The sequence below is a fragment of the Methanosarcina thermophila TM-1 genome (assembly GCF_000969885.1).
Classification (GTDB): domain Archaea; phylum Halobacteriota; class Methanosarcinia; order Methanosarcinales; family Methanosarcinaceae; genus Methanosarcina; species Methanosarcina thermophila.
In genome coordinates this window covers 549,866-573,002 of the sequence record NZ_CP009501.1, presented here as the reverse complement: position 1 = coordinate 573,002, position 23,137 = coordinate 549,866, and the positions used below count along the sequence as shown (strand labels likewise).

Genomic DNA, 23,137 nt, shown 5'->3' with positions numbered 1-23,137 from the left:
CTCTCTCTTTTTTTTAATTTACCATGGTTTTACACGTTCCCCGTATTCTTCTTCCAAAGGACAATTGGGAAAAGTGGGCAGTAATTGCCTGTGATCAGCACACTCAGGATCTGGAATACTGGAAAAGAGTTGAAGAATTTGTTGGAGACTCCCCTTCTACTTTAAATCTCATTTATCCTGAGATATATCTTCCTTTAGATGAGAATAGAGTGAATAAGATCCATAAAACCCTAAGTGATTATAAAAAAATTCTTGTTGATCACGGTCCATGCTTTATCCTTGTGTGCCGTTCAGTCTCAGGCAGGAATAGAATCGGGCTTGTGGCTGCGATCGACCTGGAAGAATATCAGTTCAATGGATTGGATTCAATTATCCGACCAACTGAAGGCACCATTAAAGAAAGGCTTCCTGCAAGAATCAGGATAAGGGAAAATGCCGAACTGGAACTATCGCATATCATGGTATTATATAACGATCCTGATTTTACGGTTATACCCAGGGATCTGGATGACCTTGTTTGCGAAGAGAATCTAGTTTATGATTTTGACCTAATGGAAAACGGTGGTCATATCAAGGGCTACAAAATCAGTAATGAAAAGATAATTAAAGATATCTCGGATAAAATTCTTACCCTGGGGACCCTTCTTGTTGGAGATGGAAACCACAGCCTTGCTGCTGCAAAGAGTTTCTGGGAAAAAATTAAAGGGACTGTAGAGGAAGATCATCCTGCAAGGTATGCAATGGTCGAGCTTGTAAATATTCACGATCCAGGTCTTTCCTTTGAGCCAATTCACAGGGTTGTAAGCGGGATTAACCCGGAAGAACTGCTCAGGAAATTCGATGCAAGGATTGAAAGAATTCAGGACAGCCCTTCAGATCTCGATCTTTCAGCTAAAGGACATTCAATCGGGTTTATTACAAAGGATAGCAGTGGTGTGCTTATTTTTGACAATCCAGTACACGACCTTGAGGTCGAAACCCTTGATGAGATTATTGACAATTATTCAGTTGAGTATGAGCATGATCCGGAGGTCGTTGAAAAGCTTGGTAGGGAACAGGGAAATACTGGTTTCTTCCTTCCTCCGTTAAAGAAAAGCGAGTTTTTTACTCTTATAAAAAAGAAAGGAATCCTTCCGAAAAAATCGTTTTCCCTTGGGAAGGAAAATGAGAAAAGGTATTATATAGAGGTCAGAAAAATTACTGTATAAGACTTTCTTGCCTCAAACTATTTTTCAGTCTTTTTCGTTCTTCCTATCCTTCTTTGCGTTTTAACTACAATAAACAGGAGAGAATCAGGACATTTTTATAATTTTAAAAGGGATAATTTCATTAAAAGGATGTAAGTTTATGAAAAAGCGACTTAATTGGACAGTCAAATTATAAATACCTTCAATCTAATAATTAATCTATTAATTAAATAATCAACGGGGGGGTTAAACATACCGGATTTGATAGGACTTGCTGTAGTCTTTCTAATATTAGCATTGATTGCGTATATACTGGGTGCGCGGGGGATTGCCGGCTTCTCAATGGAGATTGCAAAGTGGCTCGTTATAATCTTTATTATACTTGCAATAATCTCCTTTTTCTTATGACGGCAGGCTTTAACAAGTAACGCTGGTTCAGGATACTTTGAAGCTGGTTTAAGATGCTTAATGTTAACTGGAGGAATGAAATAAAAACATCAGAATCCAGAGCCAGTATATTTTTTCCCTTAATTTTTGTCTTATAAGCCGTCTTAAGACGAATAGCAGTTAATCCCTTTACTTTTCTTTCAAATACAGGAAATCTATTATTGAACAGCTCATTATAATCTATTTTTATAATTTAGGTAGAATTTTTTATAACTTAGTCAGTCTTATGGGTTCTTAGAATACTATGAGAAATGATTTAAACAGAGGTTTTAAAGTTTGATTTAGATGTGCTCAGTCTATCAGTTGCTGCGTAAATTCATATTAGCAATTTAATAGGATTTGAACCAGTATACTTATTACATACTATATAAATTTATATTAGCAGTTTAAGATAATTTGAACCAATATACTTATATTACTTTATATGAATTTCCGGATAACTAATCGAAGTAAATCCCTTACTTTGGATGTACCGGGGTATTAAATTGAGCAGATTAATCATTTTACTGGCAGCTTTTTTCCTCTTAACATTATGCTCGGGTATTGGAACTGCAGCTGAGATTTACGTCCAGCCTGGAGATTCAATACAAACCGCAGTGGATAATTCAGTCTCAGGTGATGTGATTCTCCTAAAACCCGGAACGTATACCGAGAATGTAAATGTAAACAAGGATAACCTTGTAATAAGCTCGGAATCCGGGAATCCTGATGATACAATAATTGTAGCGGCGAGCTCAAGTGATCATGTAATTACCTTGCAGGCTAATAACGTGGAGATTAGCGGGCTTGGTATTACAGGGGCTATGGATAGTTATGCAGGAATTTATCTTTCTGAGTGTAATAACTGCGTCCTTGAGTACAACAAAATCCTCAATAATGGTTATGGGGTTTATCTTTTGCTCTCAAAAGGCAATACACTTTCAAGTAATGTAATTTCCTCAAATGGCGTTAGCGGCCTATTTGTTTGCCCCAGGAGCGACAACAACCTGGTTTTTAATAACTACTTCAACAACACTGTCAATGCAAATATCAAAAATGGAGCCGGAAACGCCTACAATATTATGAAGACTGAAGGCGTAAATATTGTCGGTGGTCCTTGCCTTGGAGGTAATTTCTGGGCAGAACCTGATGGTACAGGGTTTTCAGAAACTGCAGTCGATGCTAACGAAGACGGAATTGCAGATTTTGCATACAGGTTCGCAGACAGCATCTGTTCTGATGAATTGCCACTTGTCTCAGTACCCGAACCTGAGAAGCCCATACTTTCGGTAACAGGTTTTCAGATTGATAATACCAGCAGAAACAACTCCACAAGTATCAACGAAGACAACAGCGATGAAAGCACGACAGATGTATCACCCGAACCTGCAAGAAACGTAGAGAGTGAGGAGATCTCAGAGACCTTTATCACAGACGACAAAGAGGTGAAGTTTGACTTTGAGAGGAACGAAACCTGCGTTGCTTATTTGACATTCAATTCAAAAAAGACTGTGGGTAAGACGACTGCTGTAGTTGAGATGTTAAAAGCAAATTCCTCACTTGTTTCAGAGCCGCTTTCAGATGAGGTCTACAGGTATTTCAATATCTGGATTGGGGACGGAGAATATGCGACCCCAGCTAATATTGAGAATCCTGTAGTATGCTTTAAGGTCGAAAAATCCTGGCTTGAGGATAAGAACATTAATTGGAATTCAATCAAGCTCAACACGTATAGTGCTGGGGAATGGAAAGAGCTGCCCGTAAATCTGACTGGAGAAGATAACAACTTCCTCTATTTCACAGCACAGCCCCTAGAATTTCCATTCTTTGCAATAACCGGTAAGAGCGAGGGAGGAATAGTTGGCGGTTCGGCTGATTCACAGCCTTCCGGGTCAGATGCCAGGGGTTTTAACGTAGAAAATTCTGGCACAATAAACAATGCAAATGTTGAGATAGCGCTTGAGAAAAAGGCAACCGCCCCAGGGTTTGAAACCATTTACGGGCTTAGCTCCCTACTTGTCCTGTTTCTGTACAGAAAAATGAAGCCGTGAAATTGAATTATAAGCAGCAATAGAATATTAAAAAACAAAAGTGAAGATTTAAAATCTTCACCTCTCTTTTATGCATGAGCCTGACGGGTAAAGTTTCGCTTAGATTCCCCTGATCCCTGAAATCATATCTTTCTTCGCTCCAGAACGTAATAATCTCAGCAAAAGCCCATCAAAATCAGAACTTCTCCTGACTGGCTGAAAGAAATTACAATTATCCTAAAAAGGCAAGTCGGATTTTTCAGCTTATATCCATGCTCTCTAATGGTTTATTTCCTTAATCTGGGGCTTTTTATCGGCTTAAACTGTTAGAGGTTAACGACAGCAAAAGCCAGGAAAGTTCTGGTATCCAGCCAGAGCTTTGACAGGGAACTTCTTAGATGAGTTTTCTTCCAGGCAGTTGTCTTATCCCATAATGATAAGCTCAGGAGGATCCCGAAAAGCTTATATACTAAGTCGAGCAGGTACATCATGGAAAACTTGGGGGGAACCTAAAAGTAATTTAATAAGTTCCTCTTCCTCAATTCTCTTGCCAGAACTGAAAAGGCTAAATTGATTACGAGCGCCTGAGGAGCTAAAAACTAAGAAGGCTCAACGCGTCCCGTAAGCCGACCTACAAACACAACCTCAAAACAGATTCCCTGCTTCGAAAAGCAGACAGAAGTCTGTAAAATTCGAGAGCAAATCACAATTACACAGGCAGGTAATACCCAGACCTGCCTTCTATTACCCAACCCTGAATCTTACTCAGGATTCATCCTACAATTACTCAGAGGCCCTACCACAATCCTTTTCAAAAAAAAGCTTGAGCGCAAACTTTTTGAAAAAAAGTTTGATCAAAAACCGGCATGGTGGCGTGATCGACCAGTGCAAAGGTTTCGGTCAAGCCTTCTCGTAAAAGGGTTATAGCGTCATGGTTTTGATTAGGCGATGCCACGTTTGTGCTTGAGTAAGAACGGATTTCTAGGACCTAAAAACCCAACCCAAAACCCAACCTGCGATCCAACAGGGGTCTTCCCGGATTTAACCCAGGATTCCAGCTCGAAGTTTCGGCACCCAACCGAGGATTAACCCAAAATTTGCATCCGAGCCAGTTTGGGACCCAACCAGGACTCAACCTGCGATCCAACCTGGAAATTAACGACCCCGGGATCCAATCGAATACTATCTCCGATCCAACCCTAAAGGTCGAAAGAAATCATGCAGCTTATCAAGAAACCCTACATAGACCTTATCTTGAAAGTTCATAAAGAAGTAGCCAGACAAGAAGTTGAGCAAAAAGACAGAACCTTAGACAAATTAAGAACTCACAGATGTTTAAAGAAACATGAGACAGCAAATTTTGAAACCCGAAATCCTAAAATAAGATTTTCCATCCCATACAGCACCCTATCTGGTAATGCCTGCAAGATTGAAGAGCAAAACCTAGCTTTCCTGCAAACCGCAAAGAAATATCTCCTGGGCTTCAATCTGCAATTGACTGAGAATCGTTTACAGGCAGTCAGTGGTCAGGCAACAGAAGCTTGTTCCTGCCCGTTAACCCCTGAAGTCGGGAACTGATCACAATAAAACGGGGTTAACATGTCAGTTAACGACTCAGTCAACCGGATAGTTACGGGTTCCGGTGTAATACTTGCAGGAACCTTCATAGGAATGCTTCTCGACATTATTACTAAAAAAGTGCTCACAGCTCACCTCTCACCAGCTGACTTCGGCACATACTCCCTTGCACTTACCGTAATATCGATTACAGGTGCATTCGCAACTCTTGGACTCAATGAAGGCGTGCCGAGATATATTGCGTTCTTCAGGGGCAGGCACGAGGAACATAAAGTACATGAATTGATAATTTCAGCCATGATAATGGGTTTGATTGCAGGTTTGATTGCAATTCTGGTTTCACCTTCTCTGTTCCAGAGTCTGGCTGGAGATAGCTTTGATTCAGATGGTCATATCCTGTCTGTTGTGAAGATCCTGATCTTTGCAGTTCCTTTCACAATACTCCTGAACCTGGCAGTAGCAATCTACAGAGGATTCGACCGCACAAATGTTAACATGTACTTCTATAACATTATAAGGCCAGTATCCCTGCTAGGGTTTGCTCTATGCTCTGTGTTTGTCGGAGCTTCCCTAAAAGGAGTTGTATTCGCGGACCTGCTTTCAATGATATTTACCTTCGGTATAATGTCGCTGTACTTCATAAAGAAGCCACCATTTAAGCAGGAATGGAAAATTAAATTCAGTGAGCCGACAAAACAGCTGATAAGGTACTCACTCCCGCTTTTAATAACCGCAACCATACTCAACCTCATGAGCTGGATAGACACAATAATGCTCGGCTATTTCAAGCCGTCTGAAGTCGTTGGGGTTTACAACGCAGTGTATCCTCTTGTAGGATTCCTGTCCCTGGTAATTACCTCCATGGGCTTTGTATATGTCCCTGTAACATCCAAGCTCTGGGGTCAGAATAACATCGCGCCTCTTGGCTCAATCTATGAGGTAATGACAAAATGGTGCTTCCTGCTCACATTCCCTCTCTTTGCACTGATCTTTGTGTATCCTGAATACTTCATCACGAGGCTCTATGGAGCGGAATATGTAAGCGGCGCCACTGCTCTGAGGATCCTTGCCATGGGGTTCATAACAAACTCATACTTCGGATTTAACTACCATACCCTGTTAGCCTCCGGAGATTCGGACTTCCTTATGAAGTGCTCGGTAGCAAGTGCAGGTATCAATGCCGTAATTAACTTCACGCTTATACCTGAGTATGGTATGATAGGTGCAGCTACAGGAACTGCAGTATCTTATGCTTCAATTGAAGTCTTAATGACTTTGAGAGCCTGGAGAAAGCAGAACATGCACCCATTCACCTCAATGTACAGGAAATTGACCTGTATTGTTGTCCTGATGGTCGGAGCTATGCTCGCAATCAAAAGTGTTCATCTGCTTACCGGAGCAGCCTGGGAATACGCAGTCTTTATAGTCGGGTATTTCACAATTATACACAGGGCAAACGTACTTGATAGCACTGAAATTCAGATGCTGGGCGAGATCCGGAAGGCTCTCAGATTAAATATTCGCCTCCATATCCCCGAAGCGATCAAAACCCTTGCAGCCGTAATCTGATTTCGGCGCAGGAAAAGCTGGCATCCTTCTTCCTGAAGAAGGCTCCGGCAACTCTCTTTACACTATTTTTACACTATAATAGTCTTCTAGATTTTTTACAATTCCATAGTTTTTTTACAGTTTCAAAATTATAAAGTCAGTTTTGTAAAAACCTCAACAAAAAATAAGGATTCATTTTTTAGTAAATTTTCAGATAGCTCTGTAAACTGCAATTTTTGGTAGCGTGCCAGGAGCTCTGCCAAATCATAAAGCAAGTCTGGTTTTTAATTCCTGAAAATTGCTCTGTTTTTCTATTCTCCTGCCTGAAGAATTATATGCCTGAAAAATACAAACTTTAAACTAAGAGATAGCACCATATAAACCATCTAAGTGAGAAGGGGGTAATTATTACGTTAAGAGTAGTACATTTTGAAATTTATGCTGGAGATGTTTTAAGGGCTAAAAAATTCTATGAGCAGGTGTTCGGCTGGAAGATCGAGAGATCGGAAGGCTCGCTGGAGTATTGGAATATAACAACCGGCAATCCGGACGAGCCTGGAATTGATGGTGGATTGATGAAAAGGCAGGGAGGGGAACCGGGTGCAGACACTCCGATAGGCACATATATCTGCACAATAGATGTCCCGAACATCGATGAATACCTTAGAAGGATACAGAAGAACGGCGGCATAGTAACTATGGAAAAAAAACCCATAAGAGGGGTAGGCTGGTATGCTTACTGCCTCGATACTGAAAAAAACGTATTCGGAGTAATGCAGCCTGACAAAGAAGCAAGATAATTCCCTTATCTATTTTTCTTACTCATCCAGGTCTTATCCAGTCTATTCCTATCCTGTGCAAAGTATATTTGCAGGATCTCGTCTTTAGAAACTGAATAAATACGGAGGTTAAAAAGGAATAGTGAAATATGAGAGGATGGTATAATTTCGTCTTTTGACTTTATTGTAAAAATTAATCTACAAACGGATACAGTTATTGAGAATAAATATTAATTATATGTTACTGCTCACTTACATATGAATGATAGAATGATAAGCCGATCTTTCCTTTATCGCTAAAAGCTTTTTAAGAGATTGCCCTCACAGATGAAGCGGTATATGAGTAAACCGGAATATAGAGCGAGAACATATAACCTCAATATGATTGGTAGAATGGAGTGAAAATGTGGAAAAAGAGATCCGGAAGCCAATTAAAGTCCTTACATTCGGAGAAGCCCTTTTTGATATTATCAAAGGTTCAGCCCACCTTGGGGGAGCTCCACTTAACCTTGCAGCCCACATTGCAAAATTAGGAGCAAAACCGGCTGTGATTACAGCAGTGGGAAAGGATGAACTTGGCAAAATCTTGCTTACCAGGGCTGAAGCAATGGGAATTGACACATCATACATCCTGGTTGATGAAAAGAGACCAACAGGCACGGTTACTGTCGAACTGAAGGCTGAAGGAATTCCGATTTTTACGATTAATGAAGGTGTCGCCTGGGATGCGATTACGCTGGGCGAAAAGGAGTTTAAAGCTCTTTCTGAGGAAGAATGGGATGTTTTTTGTTTTGGCACCCTTGCCCAGCGGACTGAAAAAAACCGTGAAGCTCTGGGAAGGTTACTTTCGGAAATAAGGTCAAAGCATTTCTTTTACGACATAAACCTGAGAACTGGGTTCTATAAAAAAGAATGGATACTATCTTCTCTCGAACATACCACAATACTGAAAATGAATAAAGAAGAGGCTGATGAGCTTTCAAACATGATTTCTGAAATTGCTCATGCCTGCAAGCTTTCCTGCTCTTACGAGGCTTTCTGCAGGCTCCTTACGGAAAAATATCCTCGAATATCCGTAATCTGCATAACAAAAGGACCAGAAGGAGCCGCCGTTTACCATAAAGGCATCTATGAAGAGGCAGAAACAACTCCCGTAGAAGTTGCCGATACTGTCGGAGCCGGCGATGCCTTTTCCGCAGGTTTCCTTTATACCTGCCTCTCAGGATACGGAGTCTCGAAAGCTGTTTCAATAGCTACCATTCTCGGGTCGTACGTTGCATCAAAACCAGGTTCAGTACCTGAATATTCAAAAGAGCTTATTGAGAAACTCAAAGCTGAAGGATTAGATTTGAGCAAAATTAAGGATTAAACTTTTTCAATTAACGGGTACAAGCATTTTTCAGAAAGGAATTCCCCAGAGAGGGTACCACTTTTCTACATTTTTCTCGACAGGCATTTCCCTTTCCATTTCCGCCCTTAACCTGAACTCTAAGGGGTTGTCTCTCTGCTTGCCTGATAGAGGGACAAAGGGGTAATAAGTTCCTTGCTTAAAATTATATATCCAGTAAACTGTTTTTCCATCGCCGGTTTTTCCAACTTCGGGTTCGCTGTCAAACCGGTAAATGGCACAAAGAAGCTGCTCTCCAAATCCGTGACTTTCGAGAGTTTCACTTACAAGATGAACGTTTGCAACAAGGTCTTCAAAATCCTGATCTTTAAAAATAGCCCACAGGAAGTTAAATTCGTCTTTTTCAAGCCTAAACTCGGTTTTTGTTTCCTTTGAACTGTACTCCAGAAGTTCCTGAATCTCTTTGCGAGCGGATTCATACGCTGAGGCAGCAATTGGCTTAAAGCAAATTCCTGCAGCCCCAGACGGCTTCAAACCCAGGCTGGTTTCCAGAGTAACGCTTGCAGTAGAAATTGCAAAGAGCTTGTCAGTTTTTGCTTTCGGAAGCCTGCTCCTTCCGAGGATTGAATCCATAAAATCTCGGAGACCCATTTAATTTCTCCATATTTAACTTATGTTCTGGCAACTTCTTGGATTTAAACTATATTACGTCGACTTATATATGTTTAGATCATTTTCTGCTGCATTTTTTCGAGCCTTGCTATTCTTTTCTCCACGGATGGATGGGTTGAGAAAATATCCATTATAGAAGAGCCTGAGATTGCAGGCACCGTGAAAAAGGCATTCATCCCCTCTACTGACCTGAGGTCTTGACTCGGAATTCTTTCCATAATCCCGCTTATTTTCATAAGGGCAGATGCAAGAACCGATGGCTGCCCGGTAATAATAGCCGAGCCCCGGTCTGCAGCATACTCCCTGTAACGGGAAAGAGCACGTATCAGCAGGAAGCTGACAATCCAGACCGCAATTGAGACCAGCCAGATGAGTATAATTCCTCCTCCATCCCGCCGCCGGTCTCCTCCCCCCATACCTCCGAAATAAATACTGTAGCGCATAAAGTAGAAAGCAAGGGTTGAGATGAAGCTGGCAATTGTCATCACAGCCATATCCCTGTTCTTTATATGACTGAGTTCATGGGCAAGCACGGCTTCAAGTTCGGCTGGAGAAAGTTTGTCCATAATCCCTGTTGTAACTGCAACTACAGCTTTATTCCGGTTTCTGCCTGTTGCAAAGGCGTTTGGAATCTGGGACCTGACAATTGCCACCTGCGGTTTTGGGAGGTCAGCTATTGCACAGAGCCTGGTAATCATTCCATGCAGTTGCGGGGCTTCGCTTTCAGAAACGACACGTGCTCCTGACGACATAAGTACAAGTTTATCCGAATAAAAATACTGGATAGCCATGAAAGACCCGACAAATAGAAGCATGAAAATTGGAGGCGTCCCGTAATACGAAAGAAATGCCAGGAAAAAAAGGTAAACTGCTGCCAGAAGGAACATCGTGAAAATCATCCGTCCCTGAAGTCCTAAGTCCCGTTCCCATTTTCGCTTCATTGATTACTGCTCCTGAGCATGATTTAAAGGTGAATCAAATTAAATGCGATTACAGTTAAGTGAGGATATAATGTCAACTATATGTTAACTAAATTATAATTATATACATATGTGAGCTAAATTATAATTATACTTATTTAAATAGGAACCAGGTCCGATTGAATGAATTTGCAGGTTAACGTACGCAATCAAATATTTATGTGTCATATGGATAATTTAACCACGGGTAGATCAAATATGTGCACATTATAGAGTAAATTGAAAGAAAAGCCCAAATAAAGGCAGGAAGCGCATGATATAGTCAACTCTCACTTAGAATGTGAAAGTCTGCTTAGCTATATATATCCAATAAAATATTTCCTTAAACATTAAAATTCTTTCTCCCTTAAGGAGAGCTCTAAATATTTTTTACTTTAAGAGACTAATTAAACAGATAGAACAGAAGAACAGAGAGTTTAAAAAATTTATTTACCATAGAAAGTATAAAAAACATCTTAAAAATTATACTTAAGAACAAAGACGGAATCAGATATAAATAATTGATTCAGGAATCTTAAATATAAATAACAGATTATTTATAATTAAACTATAATTTCCTTGATAAAATCGTAGATTTATAAAAATAAATTCAAATCTCTGTATAAGACATTAGAAAAACCTGCATAGCAGGATTTATAAGTACTGAATAACAGGATTATACAAGTCCTAATAATGGTTTATAAGTGCTTAATGATTTAATAAGGCTGAATGATTTATAGGTGCTGAATAATTTATAAATGCTGATTGATCTAGAAGTAGAAGTGTTGAATGATCTATATGCTGAATGATTTAATAAATGCTGTATTTGTCTCCAGATACAGGATACAAAATTCGTCTAAAAATATCATTTCTTCCTTGCAGAACTTCAGCACGGTTCTCTTAAAAGGTAGGAATCAGGAACTGCTGGCAGAAAAAATTCCATGATTAGATTATCTTTACTGAAAATCTCTCTTATTAAAAAAAGTATAGGGTCAAGCCATGCAAAATATACTCTCAGTCCAATCCCTTACAAAAAAATTCGATGATTTTACGGCTGTAAAAGACATAAGTTTCAATGTTGAAGCGGGCTCAATTTTTGCTTTTCTCGGTCCAAACGGCGCGGGGAAATCTACAACTATTAAAATGCTCACAACAGTCCTTAAACCTACAAAAGGGGAAATAAGGATTAACGGTTTTAATGCACTCAAAGAGCAGGACAAAGCTCGTGCATCTTTCGGAATAGTCTTTCAGGATCACAGTCTTGATGAAGAACTGACTGCTTATGAGAATATTGTATACCATGCCGTAATTTACAAAGTGCCCAAGAAAGAAAGGGCTGAAAGAGTCCGAAAAGCCCTGGAAATTGTTGGGCTCTGGGACAGGCGGGAAGATTACGTTAAAAAGTACTCAGGCGGCATGAAGCGCAGGCTTGAGATTGCGCGGGCACTTGTTCATTACCCAAAAATCCTTTTCCTTGACGAGCCCACAGTAGGGCTTGATCCCCAAACCCGAAGATCCATCTGGAATCACATCAAGACGCTGAACCAGGAAAAAGGCATGACAATTTTTCTTACCACGCACTATATGGAAGAAGCCGAAGCAATTGCTGACCACATCGCAATCATTGACCATGGTGAAATCATAGAATCCGGCACTGTTGAGGAAATAAAGAAGCGGACAGAAACCGAATCCCTGGAGGATGCTTTTCTGAAACTGACAGGCAGGGACATCAGGGATGAGAATTACGAGTCTGGAATTAAAATGCGAACAATAAGGGGCATGAGAAGGAGGAACAGGAATTGATCGAGGTAATTTATATCCTCTGGCTCAGGCAGATAAAACACTACTGGCGCTCTAAAGCCAGGCTGCTGGGTTCTCTGGGACAGCCCCTGCTCTTTCTTGTGACTTTTGGGTTTGGATTCGGTCCCATGTATACACGGGCAAGCGGAGGGGCAGACTACATGGACTTCCTTGCACCAGGGATTGTTTCCATGTCAATCCTCTTTACTGCTGTCTTCTCAGGGCTTGAGGTCATATGGGACAGGCAGTTCGGCTTTCTTAAGGAGACGCTCGTAGCCCCAATCTCAAGGACAGAGATCATGATAGGAAAAACCCTTGGAGGGGCAACTATAGCCATGATTCAGGGCTTGATCGTGCTGAGCCTGACCTATGTGCTGGGGTTCAGGATTCCGGATCTCGCAAGCCTCGGGCTTGGACTGGTCTTCATGTTCCTGATAGCGATCTTCTTTACGGGTTTAGGTCTTGCGATAGCTTCAAAAATGAAAGATATGCATGGTTTCCAGCTTATCATGAATTTCCTTATCATGCCCATTTTCTTCCTGTCCGGCGCCCTTTTCCCCCTTGAAAATCTGCCGTCAGCGATTTATTTCATAAGCAGGATCGACCCTCTCACCTACGGCGTGGATGGCTTAAGAGGAGCCATTGCTGGAATTAGCATGTTTGGGGTCTATTACGACCTGGCAGTAATAGGTTTACTCTCAATTATTATTTGCGCAGTCGGTACAGTATTCTTCTCTAAGACAGAGGCATAAATGACTCCCTCCTTCCGGAAACACTATTTTGAGATCCAAAATTTCGGATAAATTAAGGCATTATATATAGCATTAACGTTTATTTTAAACCATTGTAGTATTATTATATACATTTAAGTTAGGTGGTTAATTAATAGTATCTAAAATATCAGCCGTATCTATCTAAAATATTAGCCGTATCGAGTTTGACTTAAGATACAAAATTTAATTAAGATACAAAAATGAAACTGTGAATTTAATATAAAATGAGGCATTGCAGATGCTGGATCTTATCGAATTCCTATTTTTGGGAACTTTTCTCGGTCTTGCAGCAGGTACATCTCCAGGTCCCCTGCTGGCTGTAACCATCTCCGAAACTCTGCAGCACGGCAAATGGGAAGGGATAAAGGTTGCAGTTTCTCCTCTAATTACGGATCTACCAATAATTCTATCCACAATGTTTGTTCTATCACATTTAACAAATTATGGTTTTTTCATAGGGATTATTGCACTTTTTGGGGCTTCATACCTTATATATTCAGGAGTGGAATCCCTGAAAATTAAACCGAATAACGTTGAATTAAATATAGAGAAAAAAGATGCCTTAAAAAAAGGAATTATTGTTAACTTTGGAAACCCACATCCGTACATCTTCTGGATTTCAATAGGGGGACCGTTAATTTTTAAGAGCCTGAATACTCACGCTTTAGTTACAATTCTATTTATATTGGGATTCTATAGCTTTCTAGTAGGATCGAAGATAGCTATAACATTAATTGTAGAGAAATCAAAATCATTTATCAACGGCAAATATTATTTTTCGATCATCCAGATTCTGGGAATTGCACAGATAGTATTCGGATTGGTTTTTATTAAAATGGGTCTGGAATTGTTAAACCTAATCTGATTTTTCCTGCTATTTTGTTCAGTTTCAGTAAATTAATCGATATACTACCTGTCTCTAACTTGCCCCGTAAAACCATATTAGCTATCAAATGCCGTTTTTGTCACGCTCGATGTAGAGGGGAGCGGCTTTGTGAGCAAAAGTGAAAAAGAAGAGAATTGGTAAATAATACCCAATTTAAGGAAGAAATTATTAAATAACAACACACTTCTGCTTTTGAAACAAACAGTCTGGAAAATTTGAAATAAATAGTCTGGAAAATCAATCTAGAAGTAGATGGTAGGGTCTGAGTCCCTATTCTCAGGTCCCTACCTGCGATCCAACCCAAAGATTAAGATGAAACCCTATAACTCTTAATCTATACATTTATAATGAGCCAGTTATATATATCATAATCTATACAAAACATTCTTTCGGATTTAGATTTTTGATATAATCGAAAAAGTATATAATATTAAAAATTTTAGTGTTATTAAAAATAATAAACCATATAAATAGAATACATGCATCTATCGTATCATACATTAAAGTTTTATATCAAACAATTTTTTGCCTGAAAACAATTTTTGATATAAATAATTTAAAATAATTTAGGTTATTAGTATATTCTGGAGTTGGGAAGTCTAATAGGGGAATGGGGTGTGGGGATATTCTACCACACTAAAGAATCGCCTGGAGGTCGCTGATTCTTCTTTGAATCGGCATATTTGGGGGAGCATAAGTTTCAAAGAACTGTATTGGGGGATACAGTAAAGGGATCCAGTGCCTCCAGGCTTCTTCTTATACTACTTTTACTGTCTTTTTACCATATCTTTCTTCTTATACTACTTTTACTGTCTTTTTACCATATCTTTACAGCAGAGAAGAAAGCAAAAACAAAATTATAATAGTATTGGTTTACTCTGACGTTATTTCAATTCGTGAGTCATGCATTCTATTCTGCTTTCACGTTTCACTCTTTAACTATTACTATATATGTTCAACTTTTTTCACATATTTTATGTTTTAAACATAAATTGGAAAATCAGGAAATAATTTAAACGCTCATATATAATTTTCTTACATAAGCTCAATAGTTTTATAACATTTCAGATTTTTAAATTTAATCGGAGTAATAAAGTTCTCTGAATTCATTATTTTTCATAAAAACGAAAAGAGGTCAGGATGGAGTGGATTCTAATAGTAAAAAATGTTACTTCGAGAAGTCCTTTCTGTGAGAAGCTTCGAAAAAAAGAAGAAATATACCGCATTGTCATGAAGCAAACGAAACAGCTTGTATATGAATAGGACATTGAAAATGGAAAGATTTTCTGGTTAGGAGCCACCAGAGAACTTATGGGGTGTGAATTAGAAGATTTAGAAAGTGTAGATACTCAGGTTTGGCTAAATCAGATTCATCCAGAAGAATGTAATAAAATCTGGGAGGATTTTGGGAAGTATCTGGAAAAAGGAGAAAATTTCCAGCTGGAATACAGAATTATGGAAGCAAATAAAAATTATATTTGGGTAGAAGAAGACGTAGTCTGTCTGAAAGATGAAAATGGTAATGTAAATAGAGTTTTTGGAATTATTAAAGATATCACTGAAAGAAAACTTACTGAAGAGAAACTGAAGGTCAGTGAGGAAAAATACCGCTCATTTATACAGAAATTTGATGGGATCGCTTTCCAATTAGATGAGAACCTTTTCCCGGAATTCATGCATGGGAGAGTCGAGGAAATTACCGGATATAGCGAAAAAGAATTCCTCTCCGGGCAGGTTTTGTGGTTAGACCTTATCCATCCTGATGACAAGCCGCTTGTTATTGTCGATATCGAACGTATTCAAACTTCTCCATATAATTTATCCAGAAAGTTAGACTTTCGTATATTAGATAAAAATGGCAGAAAAAGATGGGTGCATCTTCGTTACCATAAATTCCAGGAAAAAGACGGGGGAGATGATAAATACCGTGGAACTATTTATGATATCACTGAGAGAAGAATTGCAGAGGACACCCTTAAAAAAATAGAGGCTATCCGTAATAAAGAAATTCATCACAGGATAAAGAATAACCTTCAGGTAATCTCTTCTCTTCTGGATCTTCAGGCTGAAAAATTCAATAATCGGGAATGTATTAAGGATTCCGAAGTTCTCGCCGCTTTTAAGGAAAGCCAGTACAGGGTAATGTCCATTGCACTCATCCATGAAGAACTGCACAAAAGTGAAGAAAGGAACACGCTTAATTTTTCGCCTTACCTTGAAAGGCTCGTTGAGAACCTCTTCCGGATATACAGGATTGAAAATGTTGATGTCAACTTGATTATGGATGTGGAAAAAAATATTTTCTTTGATATGGACACGGCAGTTCCCCTGGGAATGATTGTTAACGAACTTGTCTCAAACTCCTTAAAATATGCATTCCCAGATAGGGATAAAGGAATAATTCAAATTAAACTCTCCAGTAAAAGAACAGGACATAAACTGAACGACAATAGAGAGAACGTTCCCGGAACCAGTACCCGATATACTCTCGCAATTTCAGATAGTGGAGTTGGTATTCCCCAGGAAATTAATTTTGAGAATCCAGATACACTTGGCTTGCAACTTGTAAATGTCCTGGTAGATCAGTTAGATGGTGAAATCGAGCTAATAAAGAATAGAGGCACTACATTTAAAATAGGGTTCAGTGTAGAACCACGTTAATCACGATTTATGTGCCTGAACAGCAAACCAGCAACATTAAACCTCTGTGAATGAAAAAAATGAATTTGCTGTCCTCTGGAGTGAATCTATCATTTTAATTGGATTATAAAAATATTGTTAGGTATACAAAGTTATAAAAAGGCTTTTTCTGCTGAATATAAAAAATATTTATTCGGAAACGGTTTATATAAATTATATAATATAAATGTTAAAATATAAAATAAATCTTTGTAGATTACTTTAAAATGTGGTAAGTACATAGTAGAATAAAACAAAACCTGAGAGAAAATTTTAGCTTTTTTATCTCTGGAAGGACAGGAATATGAAAAGTGACAGCATAGATAAAAAATCGCAGGAAAGCGAGAAACTGTACCGCATGCTATTCGACCATAGCATGGATGGTATTATGCTGACTGACCCAAAAAAGGGTGGAAGAATCCTGTCAGCTAACCCAGCTGCTTGCCATATGCTTGGATGGACAGAAGAAGAATTGATTGGAAAAGGGTGGAAGGATATATTATTTGACCCTGAAGACCCATCATTGTCTAGCCTGTTAGATGAACGTGCACGCTTCGGGGCAGCAAAAGCCGAGATTACCTACAGGCGCAAGGACGGAACTACTTTTCCCGGAGAAGTAAGCACTTCCATCTTCTTCGATACCAATGGAGAGCCACGGGTAGTTGCTATTATGCGAGATGTCACTGAGCGTAAACAGGCTGAAATGGCACTCTGTGAGAGCGAATCAAGCCGCAAGGTTGCCGAAGCCAGGGAGGCTGAAAGAAAGAGGCTTTTAGACGTGCTGGATAAGCTGCCAGCAATGATAGCCCTGTTAACACCTGACCATCGCATTGCCTTAATCAACCGCAACCTTCGTGAGAGGTTCGGCGAGCCCAGAGGCAGGCACTGTTATGAGTATTGTTTTGGGAACCCCGGACCGTGTGAGTTCTGTGAGGCATATAAAGTACTTGAAACCGGTCAGCCCCACAACTGGGAGGTCACCACCCCAGACGGAAGCGTGCTTGATGTTTATGATATCCCATTTACCGATATTGATGGTTCCTCCATGATTCTCGAGATGGACATTGACATTACCAAGCGTAAAAAAGCAGAAAAAATCCTTAAAAAAGCGCGTAACGATTTAGAAGAAAAAGTTAAACAGCGTACAGAAGAACTTGAAAAGGCTTATTATTCTTTGAAAGAAAGTAGAGAAGGCTTGCTGAAGCTCAAAGAATGGCTCACATTGGAAACTGGGAATGGGATATTGCTACTAATGAAAGATACTGGTCTGATGAATTGTATAGTATTTTTGGATTTAAGCCTCAAGAAATTGAAGTAACTTACGATATGTTTTTAAGCTGTGTACATCCTGATGACAGAGATTATGTAGATAATGCCATCAAGGAAGCTTTAGAAGGAAAACCCTACGATATTAATTACCGGCTCATCCTTAACAATGGAGAGGAACGTATTGTCCATGAACAGGGCAAAACTATTTTTGACGAGAAAAATCTTCCTGCTCGAATGTTTGGAACAGTTCAGGATATTACAGAGCACAAACGAACCGAAGAAGCCCTGGCAAAAATTGAGGAGACGCGCGTAAAAGAAATTCATCACAGGATTAAAAATAATCTGCAGGTTATCTCATCTTTGCTCAGCCTCGAAGCTGAGAAATTTACTGATTCAATAATCCTCGAATCCTTCAAAGAAAGCCAGAACCGTATAGCTTCAATGGCTCTAATTCACGAAGAATTATATAAAGGGGATAAAATCGATACCCTTGAGTTTGGAGATTACCTGAGGAAATTGACTGCAGATCTTTTCAGCTCTTATAATATTCATAAGAATATCAGCCTTAATCTGGATCTTGAGCAGATTTATCTTGGTCTTGATACTGCAATTCCTTTAGGTATCATAGTAAATGAACTGGTGACAAACTCTCTAAAACATGCTTTCCCTAATGGGAACAAATGGGAAATCAGTATAAGTTTAAAGAAAATAAAAGACCTTGGTGTAAATAAAGAGGTCTCCAGGGCAGACAGCGCATGTAGCCAGAAAAAAGATTTCCAGTACACACTCACAGTAGCAGACAATGGAAAGGGTATTCCTGAGGAAATAAACTTTAGGAACACTGATTCTCTTGGCTTGCAGCTTGTAAATATTCTTGTTGAACAAATAGAAGGCTGTCTAGAGCTTAGAAGAAACCGGGGAACAGAATTTTTTATCAAGTTTAACGATATCTCGAGATAAACAATCTCGTTAAACTGAAAATTCTATATTTGTTTTGAAATTTTTTACCTTAAAATATTATTTGTTTGGAAACAATTTTTGATATAAATAATTTAAAATAATTTAGGTTATTAGTATATTCTGGAGTTGAGAAGTTGGGGGTGAGGGGGTAAGTAGAATCATCTACCACACAAAAATTGCCTGGAAGTCACTGAACCTTCTTCAAGCCCGTATGCTTGGGGGAGCATAAGCTTGGAAGAGACTGTCTGGGGGATACAGTAAAAGGGTTCAGTGGCTTTTTGGCTATTTTTAACATCACTTTATTAGCTGGATTTACGCGCCTCCTTAATATTTCATTCAATCTGAGTTTGCATATGGTTGACTTATCAGATTAAACTTTTACCACTTTTAAACTTTTACCACTTTTTAAACTTTGACGCTTTTAATCAAGATTAACAGAACAGTTTAGAAATTTGACTAACCATATCTTAACTCAGGGTTTTATTCGAACAAATCTGTTTTATTTTATCTCAAGAATCTTCAGTTTTATCTCAAGAGTTTTCCGGCAGTGACACGTAGTTGTGCATAAATACTAATGCAGTTTCATCACTAATATCTATATGATAATTATTTGATTATTTATAAGCATCAGAGATAAAATTAAATCCACCGAGAAAATGTATCTGAAACGCTAGAAAATAAATTTGTGTACAAGCTGCACTTTAAAGAAAGTAGCAACTTGACATGGATTTTTTATCAGATATTTTATAATGTAGTAATAAAATATGCAAAATAACATTAAATTTATGGTACCCGTGCTACTGGAGAAAATATCTCGTGGGAACAAATTATTACCAGCTTTGCTCGACAAAAGAATATGTGATAAATCATATTATTAGTCTCTTATTTTAAATCAGGACTGGAAAATTATGACTAAGTCTGACCGCCTGGGTGCTGACGAGCCTGACAAAAGCAATCAAAAACTGCGCGCTGAGATTCTCGAATGCAGACGCTTGAAGAACGAGCTGATTGAACTCAGGGATAAACTTGAAGCTGAGGTTCGAGACACGAATATTCTCCACAAATTGAGCATGCGATATATCGAAGGCAAAGATTTGTTTTCGATTCTCCAGGAAACAATTGAGGCTGCAATTGCAATTACCAGGGCGTACAAAGGAAACATACAGATTCTCGACCCACCAACTGGGAAATTAAAGATTGTAGCCCAGAAAGGATTTAGCTCTCAGTTTTTAAAGTTTTTCGAACTTGTTGACACTGAGGACGCAGCAACATGTGGAGCTGCAATGAAGCAGATGAAACGTGTGGTAGTTGAGGACATTACTCAAAGTCCCGTTTTCCTTGGAAGCAATGCACTTAATATATTGCTGGATGAAGGAATAAGAGCCGTTCAATCCACACCTATGGTGAGCTGGTCGGGTCAATTTATGGGCATTATATCCACCCACTTCAACCACGTTCATACGCCGTCTGAGCGCGAACTAATGTTGATTGACATTCTTGCCCGGCAGACTGCAGATATCATTGAGAACAAAAAAACAGAAGAGATACTGCAAGAGAGCGAGAAGCGCTACAGGACGCTTTTCACAAACATGACCGAGGGTTTCTTACTTGCAGAAGTAATCTATGATAAGAGTGGTAAACCGTATGACTATCGCTACCTTGAGGTAAACCCTGTTTATGAACGCAGTACAGGCTTAAAAAGGGAGCAGATACTGGGTAAGTCTATTCTGGAAATACTTCCCAATGTGAATCCTGTATTGATTGAAAAATTCGGCGAAACAGTGCTCTCAGGCAAACCCGAGCATTTTGAGATCTTCAGTCGGGTAACGAACAAGTACTTTGATACTTACGTATTCAGTCCTGATAAAGAGAAAGTTGCAGCTACTTTTAGAGATATAACAGGGAGAAAGAAAGCTGAGGAAGCACTCCGGGAGAGCGAGAAAAAATACCGCACTATTGTGGAAACAGCTAGTGAAGGCATATGGATTGTTGATTCTGAAGCGAGGACGATATACATCAATAAAAGAATGACTGAGATACTGGGATATACTCAGGATGAGATAATCGGGAAATTCGCATGGGACTTTGTCAGCGAGGAAGAAAAACCAATTATTAAGAAGTATATTGAAAGGAGACGACAGGGCATCAGTGAGAGCTATGAGTTTAAATTCATACGCAAAAATGGTTCACCTTTATGGACAATAGTGAGCTCCAAACCTCTTTTTGATAGCGCTGGCAAATTTACAGGCTCTATGAGCATGCTCACAGATATTACTGCACGGAAAGAAGCAGAAGCTAAATTGAGAGAAACGCTGGATAATTTGGAGAACCTGGTTAAAGAACGTACAGCTGAACTTGAGAAGGCTTATAATTTATTGAAAGAAAGTAAAGAAAGTCTTGCTGAAGCTCAGAGGTTAGCACACCTTGGAAATTGGGATTTGAACATTGAAACTGGTAAGATATACTGGTCACATGAGATGTATCTTATTTTTGGGCGTGATCTTCGAGAACCAGCTCCACAATATGATGAATTTTTAAAATATGTGCATCCTGAAGATCGAGGCTATGTAAATAATGCCCTTAAGGATGCATTAAGCGGCAAATTCTACAGTACTGATTACAGGATTATACGGGCTAATGGAGAAGAACGTATAGTCAATATGCAATCCGAGGTTATTTTTGATGAGAAAAATACCCCTGTACGAATGAGAGGGATAGTGCAGGATATTACCGAGCGCAAACGGATTGAAAAAGAGCTGCAGGTGAGCGAATCCCGTTTCCGAAACTTGTTTGAGGTCATATCAAGTGGGGTAGTCATCTATGATGTTATCGATGACGGGCGTGATTTCATCTTTAGGGATATGAATCCTGCTGGCGAGCAAATTAATCACGTCCGGCGGGAAAACATTGTTGGAAAAAGCCTCTATGAAATTTTTCCTTATGTAAGTGAGATGGGACTTGATGCAGTATTTAGACGTGTATGGCTGACCGGAAAGCCGGAATCATTTCCTACGACATATTATAAAGATGAGAATATCGCCCTGTGGGTGACTAACTATGTATACAAGCTGCCCTCTGGTGAACTGGTTGCAGTATTTGAGGACGTTACAGAGCGTAAACAGGCAGAAGAGGAGCGGGAACGGTTGCTCAGTGCTATCCAGCAGGAGAAAGACCGACTGGCTGCACTGATTAACAGTATTACTGATGAAGTCTGGTTTGCAGATACACGGAAAAACTTTACCCTGATTAATCCTCCTGCATACAGTGAGTTCTACATCCCTCCCGGGAAAGAAATAGAGGTGGAAAAGTTTCTAGAGAATGTGAAAGTCTATCCTACGTGCCCTGCAGGGCGAAGTCGTGAAGAACGAAGAGGAGATAATTTGCATGCCTGTCCATGGAAAGTTACGCTACCGCCAGGTAAGCGCTGCCCCGGTGCACGATAAAGGTGGAAATATTATTGGATCAGTAACTGTCGCTCGGGATATAACTGAGCACAAAAAAGCAGAAGAGATGCTTGCTAAAATTGAGATTGCCCGTAAAAAGGAAATTCATCACAGGATAAAGAATAACCTTCAGGTAATTTCTTCCCTGCTGGATCTTCAGGCTGAAAAATTCAATAATCGGAAATGTATTAAGGATTCCGAAGTTCTCGCCGCTTTCAGGGGAAAGCCAGGACAGAGTAATGTCCATCGCACTCATTCATGAGGAACTGCATGAAGGTGAAGGAGATAACGAACTCAACTTCTCAATATACCTTAAGAAACTCATTGAAAATCTTTTCCAGACTTACAAGATTGGAAATGCTGGGATTAGCTTGAAGATAGATCTGGAAGAAAACCTTTTCTTTGATGTTGATACCGCGGTCCCATTAGGAATGATAGTTAATGAGCTTGTATCCAATTCCTTCAAACATGCGTTTCCAGGCAGGGATGAGAAGGGTATAATTCAAATTAAGCTTTCCAGTGAAAAATCCGTAGATGAACAGAGTAATAAAGGGCAGCTTGCCGAAAAAAGCAATGTATATACTCTCATAGTTTCAGATAATGGAGTGGGCATTCCCAAAAATATTGATTTCGAAAATCCGGACACGCTTGGTTTACAGCTTGTAGCTATCCTCGTTGATCAACTGGGCGGCGAAATCAAAATGAAAAGGGATAAAGGTACTGAGTTCAGGATAAAGGTCAATGTGAAGCAGACCTGATTCTCCCGAATTAATCTGAGCGTGATCGACCGGCGCAAAGGC

General features: G+C 39.4%; 17 protein-coding genes and 1 pseudogene. 15 read left to right on the top strand and 3 right to left on the bottom strand.

Annotated elements, in window-relative coordinates; translation table 11 throughout:
- Positions 1–23: 23 nt before the first annotated feature.
- From MSTHT_RS02455 to MSTHT_RS02450, 3 genes are all read left to right on the top strand, one after another.
- Positions 24–1,208, top strand: coding sequence for a DUF1015 domain-containing protein (locus MSTHT_RS02455; protein ID WP_048166417.1), 1,185 nt, complete (start codon positions 24–26; stop codon positions 1,206–1,208).
- Between the two features lie 240 nt (positions 1,209–1,448).
- Entirely contained in the window at positions 1,449–1,595 is a 147-nt protein-coding gene (locus MSTHT_RS13925) for a DUF1328 domain-containing protein (RefSeq protein WP_310572492.1), read from the top strand.
- 524 nt (positions 1,596–2,119) lie between these two features.
- Positions 2,120–3,664, top strand: coding sequence for a PGF-pre-PGF domain-containing protein (locus MSTHT_RS02450; protein ID WP_052721813.1), 1,545 nt, complete (start codon positions 2,120–2,122; stop codon positions 3,662–3,664).
- A 305-nt stretch (positions 3,665–3,969) separates the two neighbouring features.
- Here MSTHT_RS02450 and MSTHT_RS14285 read toward each other — a convergent pair whose 3' ends face one another.
- A complete protein-coding gene (locus MSTHT_RS14285; protein WP_156149696.1) occupies positions 3,970–4,134 on the bottom strand; it encodes a hypothetical protein in 165 nt (54 codons plus the stop codon).
- A 727-nt stretch (positions 4,135–4,861) separates the two neighbouring features.
- On the opposite strand from MSTHT_RS14285, the gene MSTHT_RS02445 reads away from it, so the two are divergent.
- The 4 genes from MSTHT_RS02445 (at position 4,862) to MSTHT_RS02430 (ending at position 8,917) form a co-directional block, all read left to right on the top strand.
- Complete coding sequence (locus tag MSTHT_RS02445) at positions 4,862–5,221, top strand: hypothetical protein (protein WP_048166415.1); 360 nt, start codon at positions 4,862–4,864, stop codon at positions 5,219–5,221.
- A 21-nt stretch (positions 5,222–5,242) separates the two neighbouring features.
- The gene (locus MSTHT_RS02440) at positions 5,243–6,790 is read left to right on the top strand and encodes a flippase (RefSeq protein WP_048166414.1); all 1,548 of its coding nucleotides are present in this window, start codon (positions 5,243–5,245) and stop codon (positions 6,788–6,790) included.
- Between the two features lie 356 nt (positions 6,791–7,146).
- Positions 7,147–7,569 (top strand): VOC family protein, encoded by a 423-nt coding sequence (locus MSTHT_RS02435; RefSeq protein ID WP_310572495.1) that lies wholly within the window; start codon positions 7,147–7,149, stop codon positions 7,567–7,569.
- A 385-nt stretch (positions 7,570–7,954) separates the two neighbouring features.
- Positions 7,955–8,917, top strand: a complete 963-nt coding sequence (locus MSTHT_RS02430) for a carbohydrate kinase family protein (RefSeq protein WP_048166412.1) — start codon at positions 7,955–7,957, stop codon at positions 8,915–8,917.
- 30 nt (positions 8,918–8,947) lie between these two features.
- Here the strand turns inward: MSTHT_RS02430 and pspAB are convergent, their stop codons facing one another.
- Positions 8,948–9,547 (bottom strand): PspA-associated protein PspAB, encoded by a 600-nt coding sequence (gene pspAB / locus MSTHT_RS02425; RefSeq protein WP_048166411.1) that lies wholly within the window; start codon positions 9,545–9,547, stop codon positions 8,948–8,950.
- A gap of 74 nt (positions 9,548–9,621) precedes the next feature.
- Entirely contained in the window at positions 9,622–10,509 is an 888-nt protein-coding gene (gene htpX, locus MSTHT_RS02420) for a zinc metalloprotease HtpX (protein ID WP_048166410.1), read from the bottom strand.
- A gap of 1,017 nt (positions 10,510–11,526) precedes the next feature.
- On the opposite strand from htpX, the gene MSTHT_RS02415 reads away from it, so the two are divergent.
- The 8 genes and pseudogenes from MSTHT_RS02415 (at position 11,527) to MSTHT_RS15550 (ending at position 23,095) form a co-directional block, all read left to right on the top strand.
- Positions 11,527–12,330: an ABC transporter ATP-binding protein gene (locus MSTHT_RS02415; protein ID WP_048166409.1), complete on the top strand. Its 804-nt coding sequence runs from the start codon at positions 11,527–11,529 to the stop codon at positions 12,328–12,330.
- Entirely contained in the window at positions 12,327–13,079 is a 753-nt protein-coding gene (locus MSTHT_RS02410; protein WP_048166408.1) for an ABC transporter permease, read from the top strand. Before MSTHT_RS02415 ends, MSTHT_RS02410 begins: the two co-directional genes overlap by 4 nt.
- Positions 13,080–13,338: 259 nt before the next feature.
- Positions 13,339–13,965: a LysE family transporter gene (locus MSTHT_RS02405; RefSeq protein WP_048166407.1), complete on the top strand. Its 627-nt coding sequence runs from the start codon at positions 13,339–13,341 to the stop codon at positions 13,963–13,965.
- Between the two features lie 1,287 nt (positions 13,966–15,252).
- Positions 15,253–16,647 carry a sensor histidine kinase gene (locus tag MSTHT_RS02400; protein WP_310572494.1) on the top strand — a complete coding sequence of 465 codons (1,395 nt, stop codon included), beginning with the start codon at positions 15,253–15,255 and terminating at the stop codon, positions 16,645–16,647.
- A gap of 322 nt (positions 16,648–16,969) precedes the next feature.
- Complete coding sequence (locus tag MSTHT_RS13680) at positions 16,970–17,983, top strand: PAS domain-containing protein (protein ID WP_052721811.1); 1,014 nt, start codon at positions 16,970–16,972, stop codon at positions 17,981–17,983.
- Entirely contained in the window at positions 17,878–18,894 is a 1,017-nt protein-coding gene (locus MSTHT_RS13675; protein WP_082086729.1) for a sensor histidine kinase, read from the top strand. The genes MSTHT_RS13680 and MSTHT_RS13675 overlap by 106 nt, the downstream gene beginning before the upstream one ends.
- Before the next feature lie 908 nt (positions 18,895–19,802).
- Positions 19,803–22,337, top strand: coding sequence for a PAS domain S-box protein (locus MSTHT_RS02390; RefSeq protein WP_052721809.1), 2,535 nt, complete (start codon positions 19,803–19,805; stop codon positions 22,335–22,337).
- Positions 22,252–23,095, top strand: a pseudogene (locus tag MSTHT_RS15550) (sensor histidine kinase). Before MSTHT_RS02390 ends, MSTHT_RS15550 begins: the two are co-directional and overlap by 86 nt.
- Positions 23,096–23,137 lie beyond the last annotated feature (42 nt).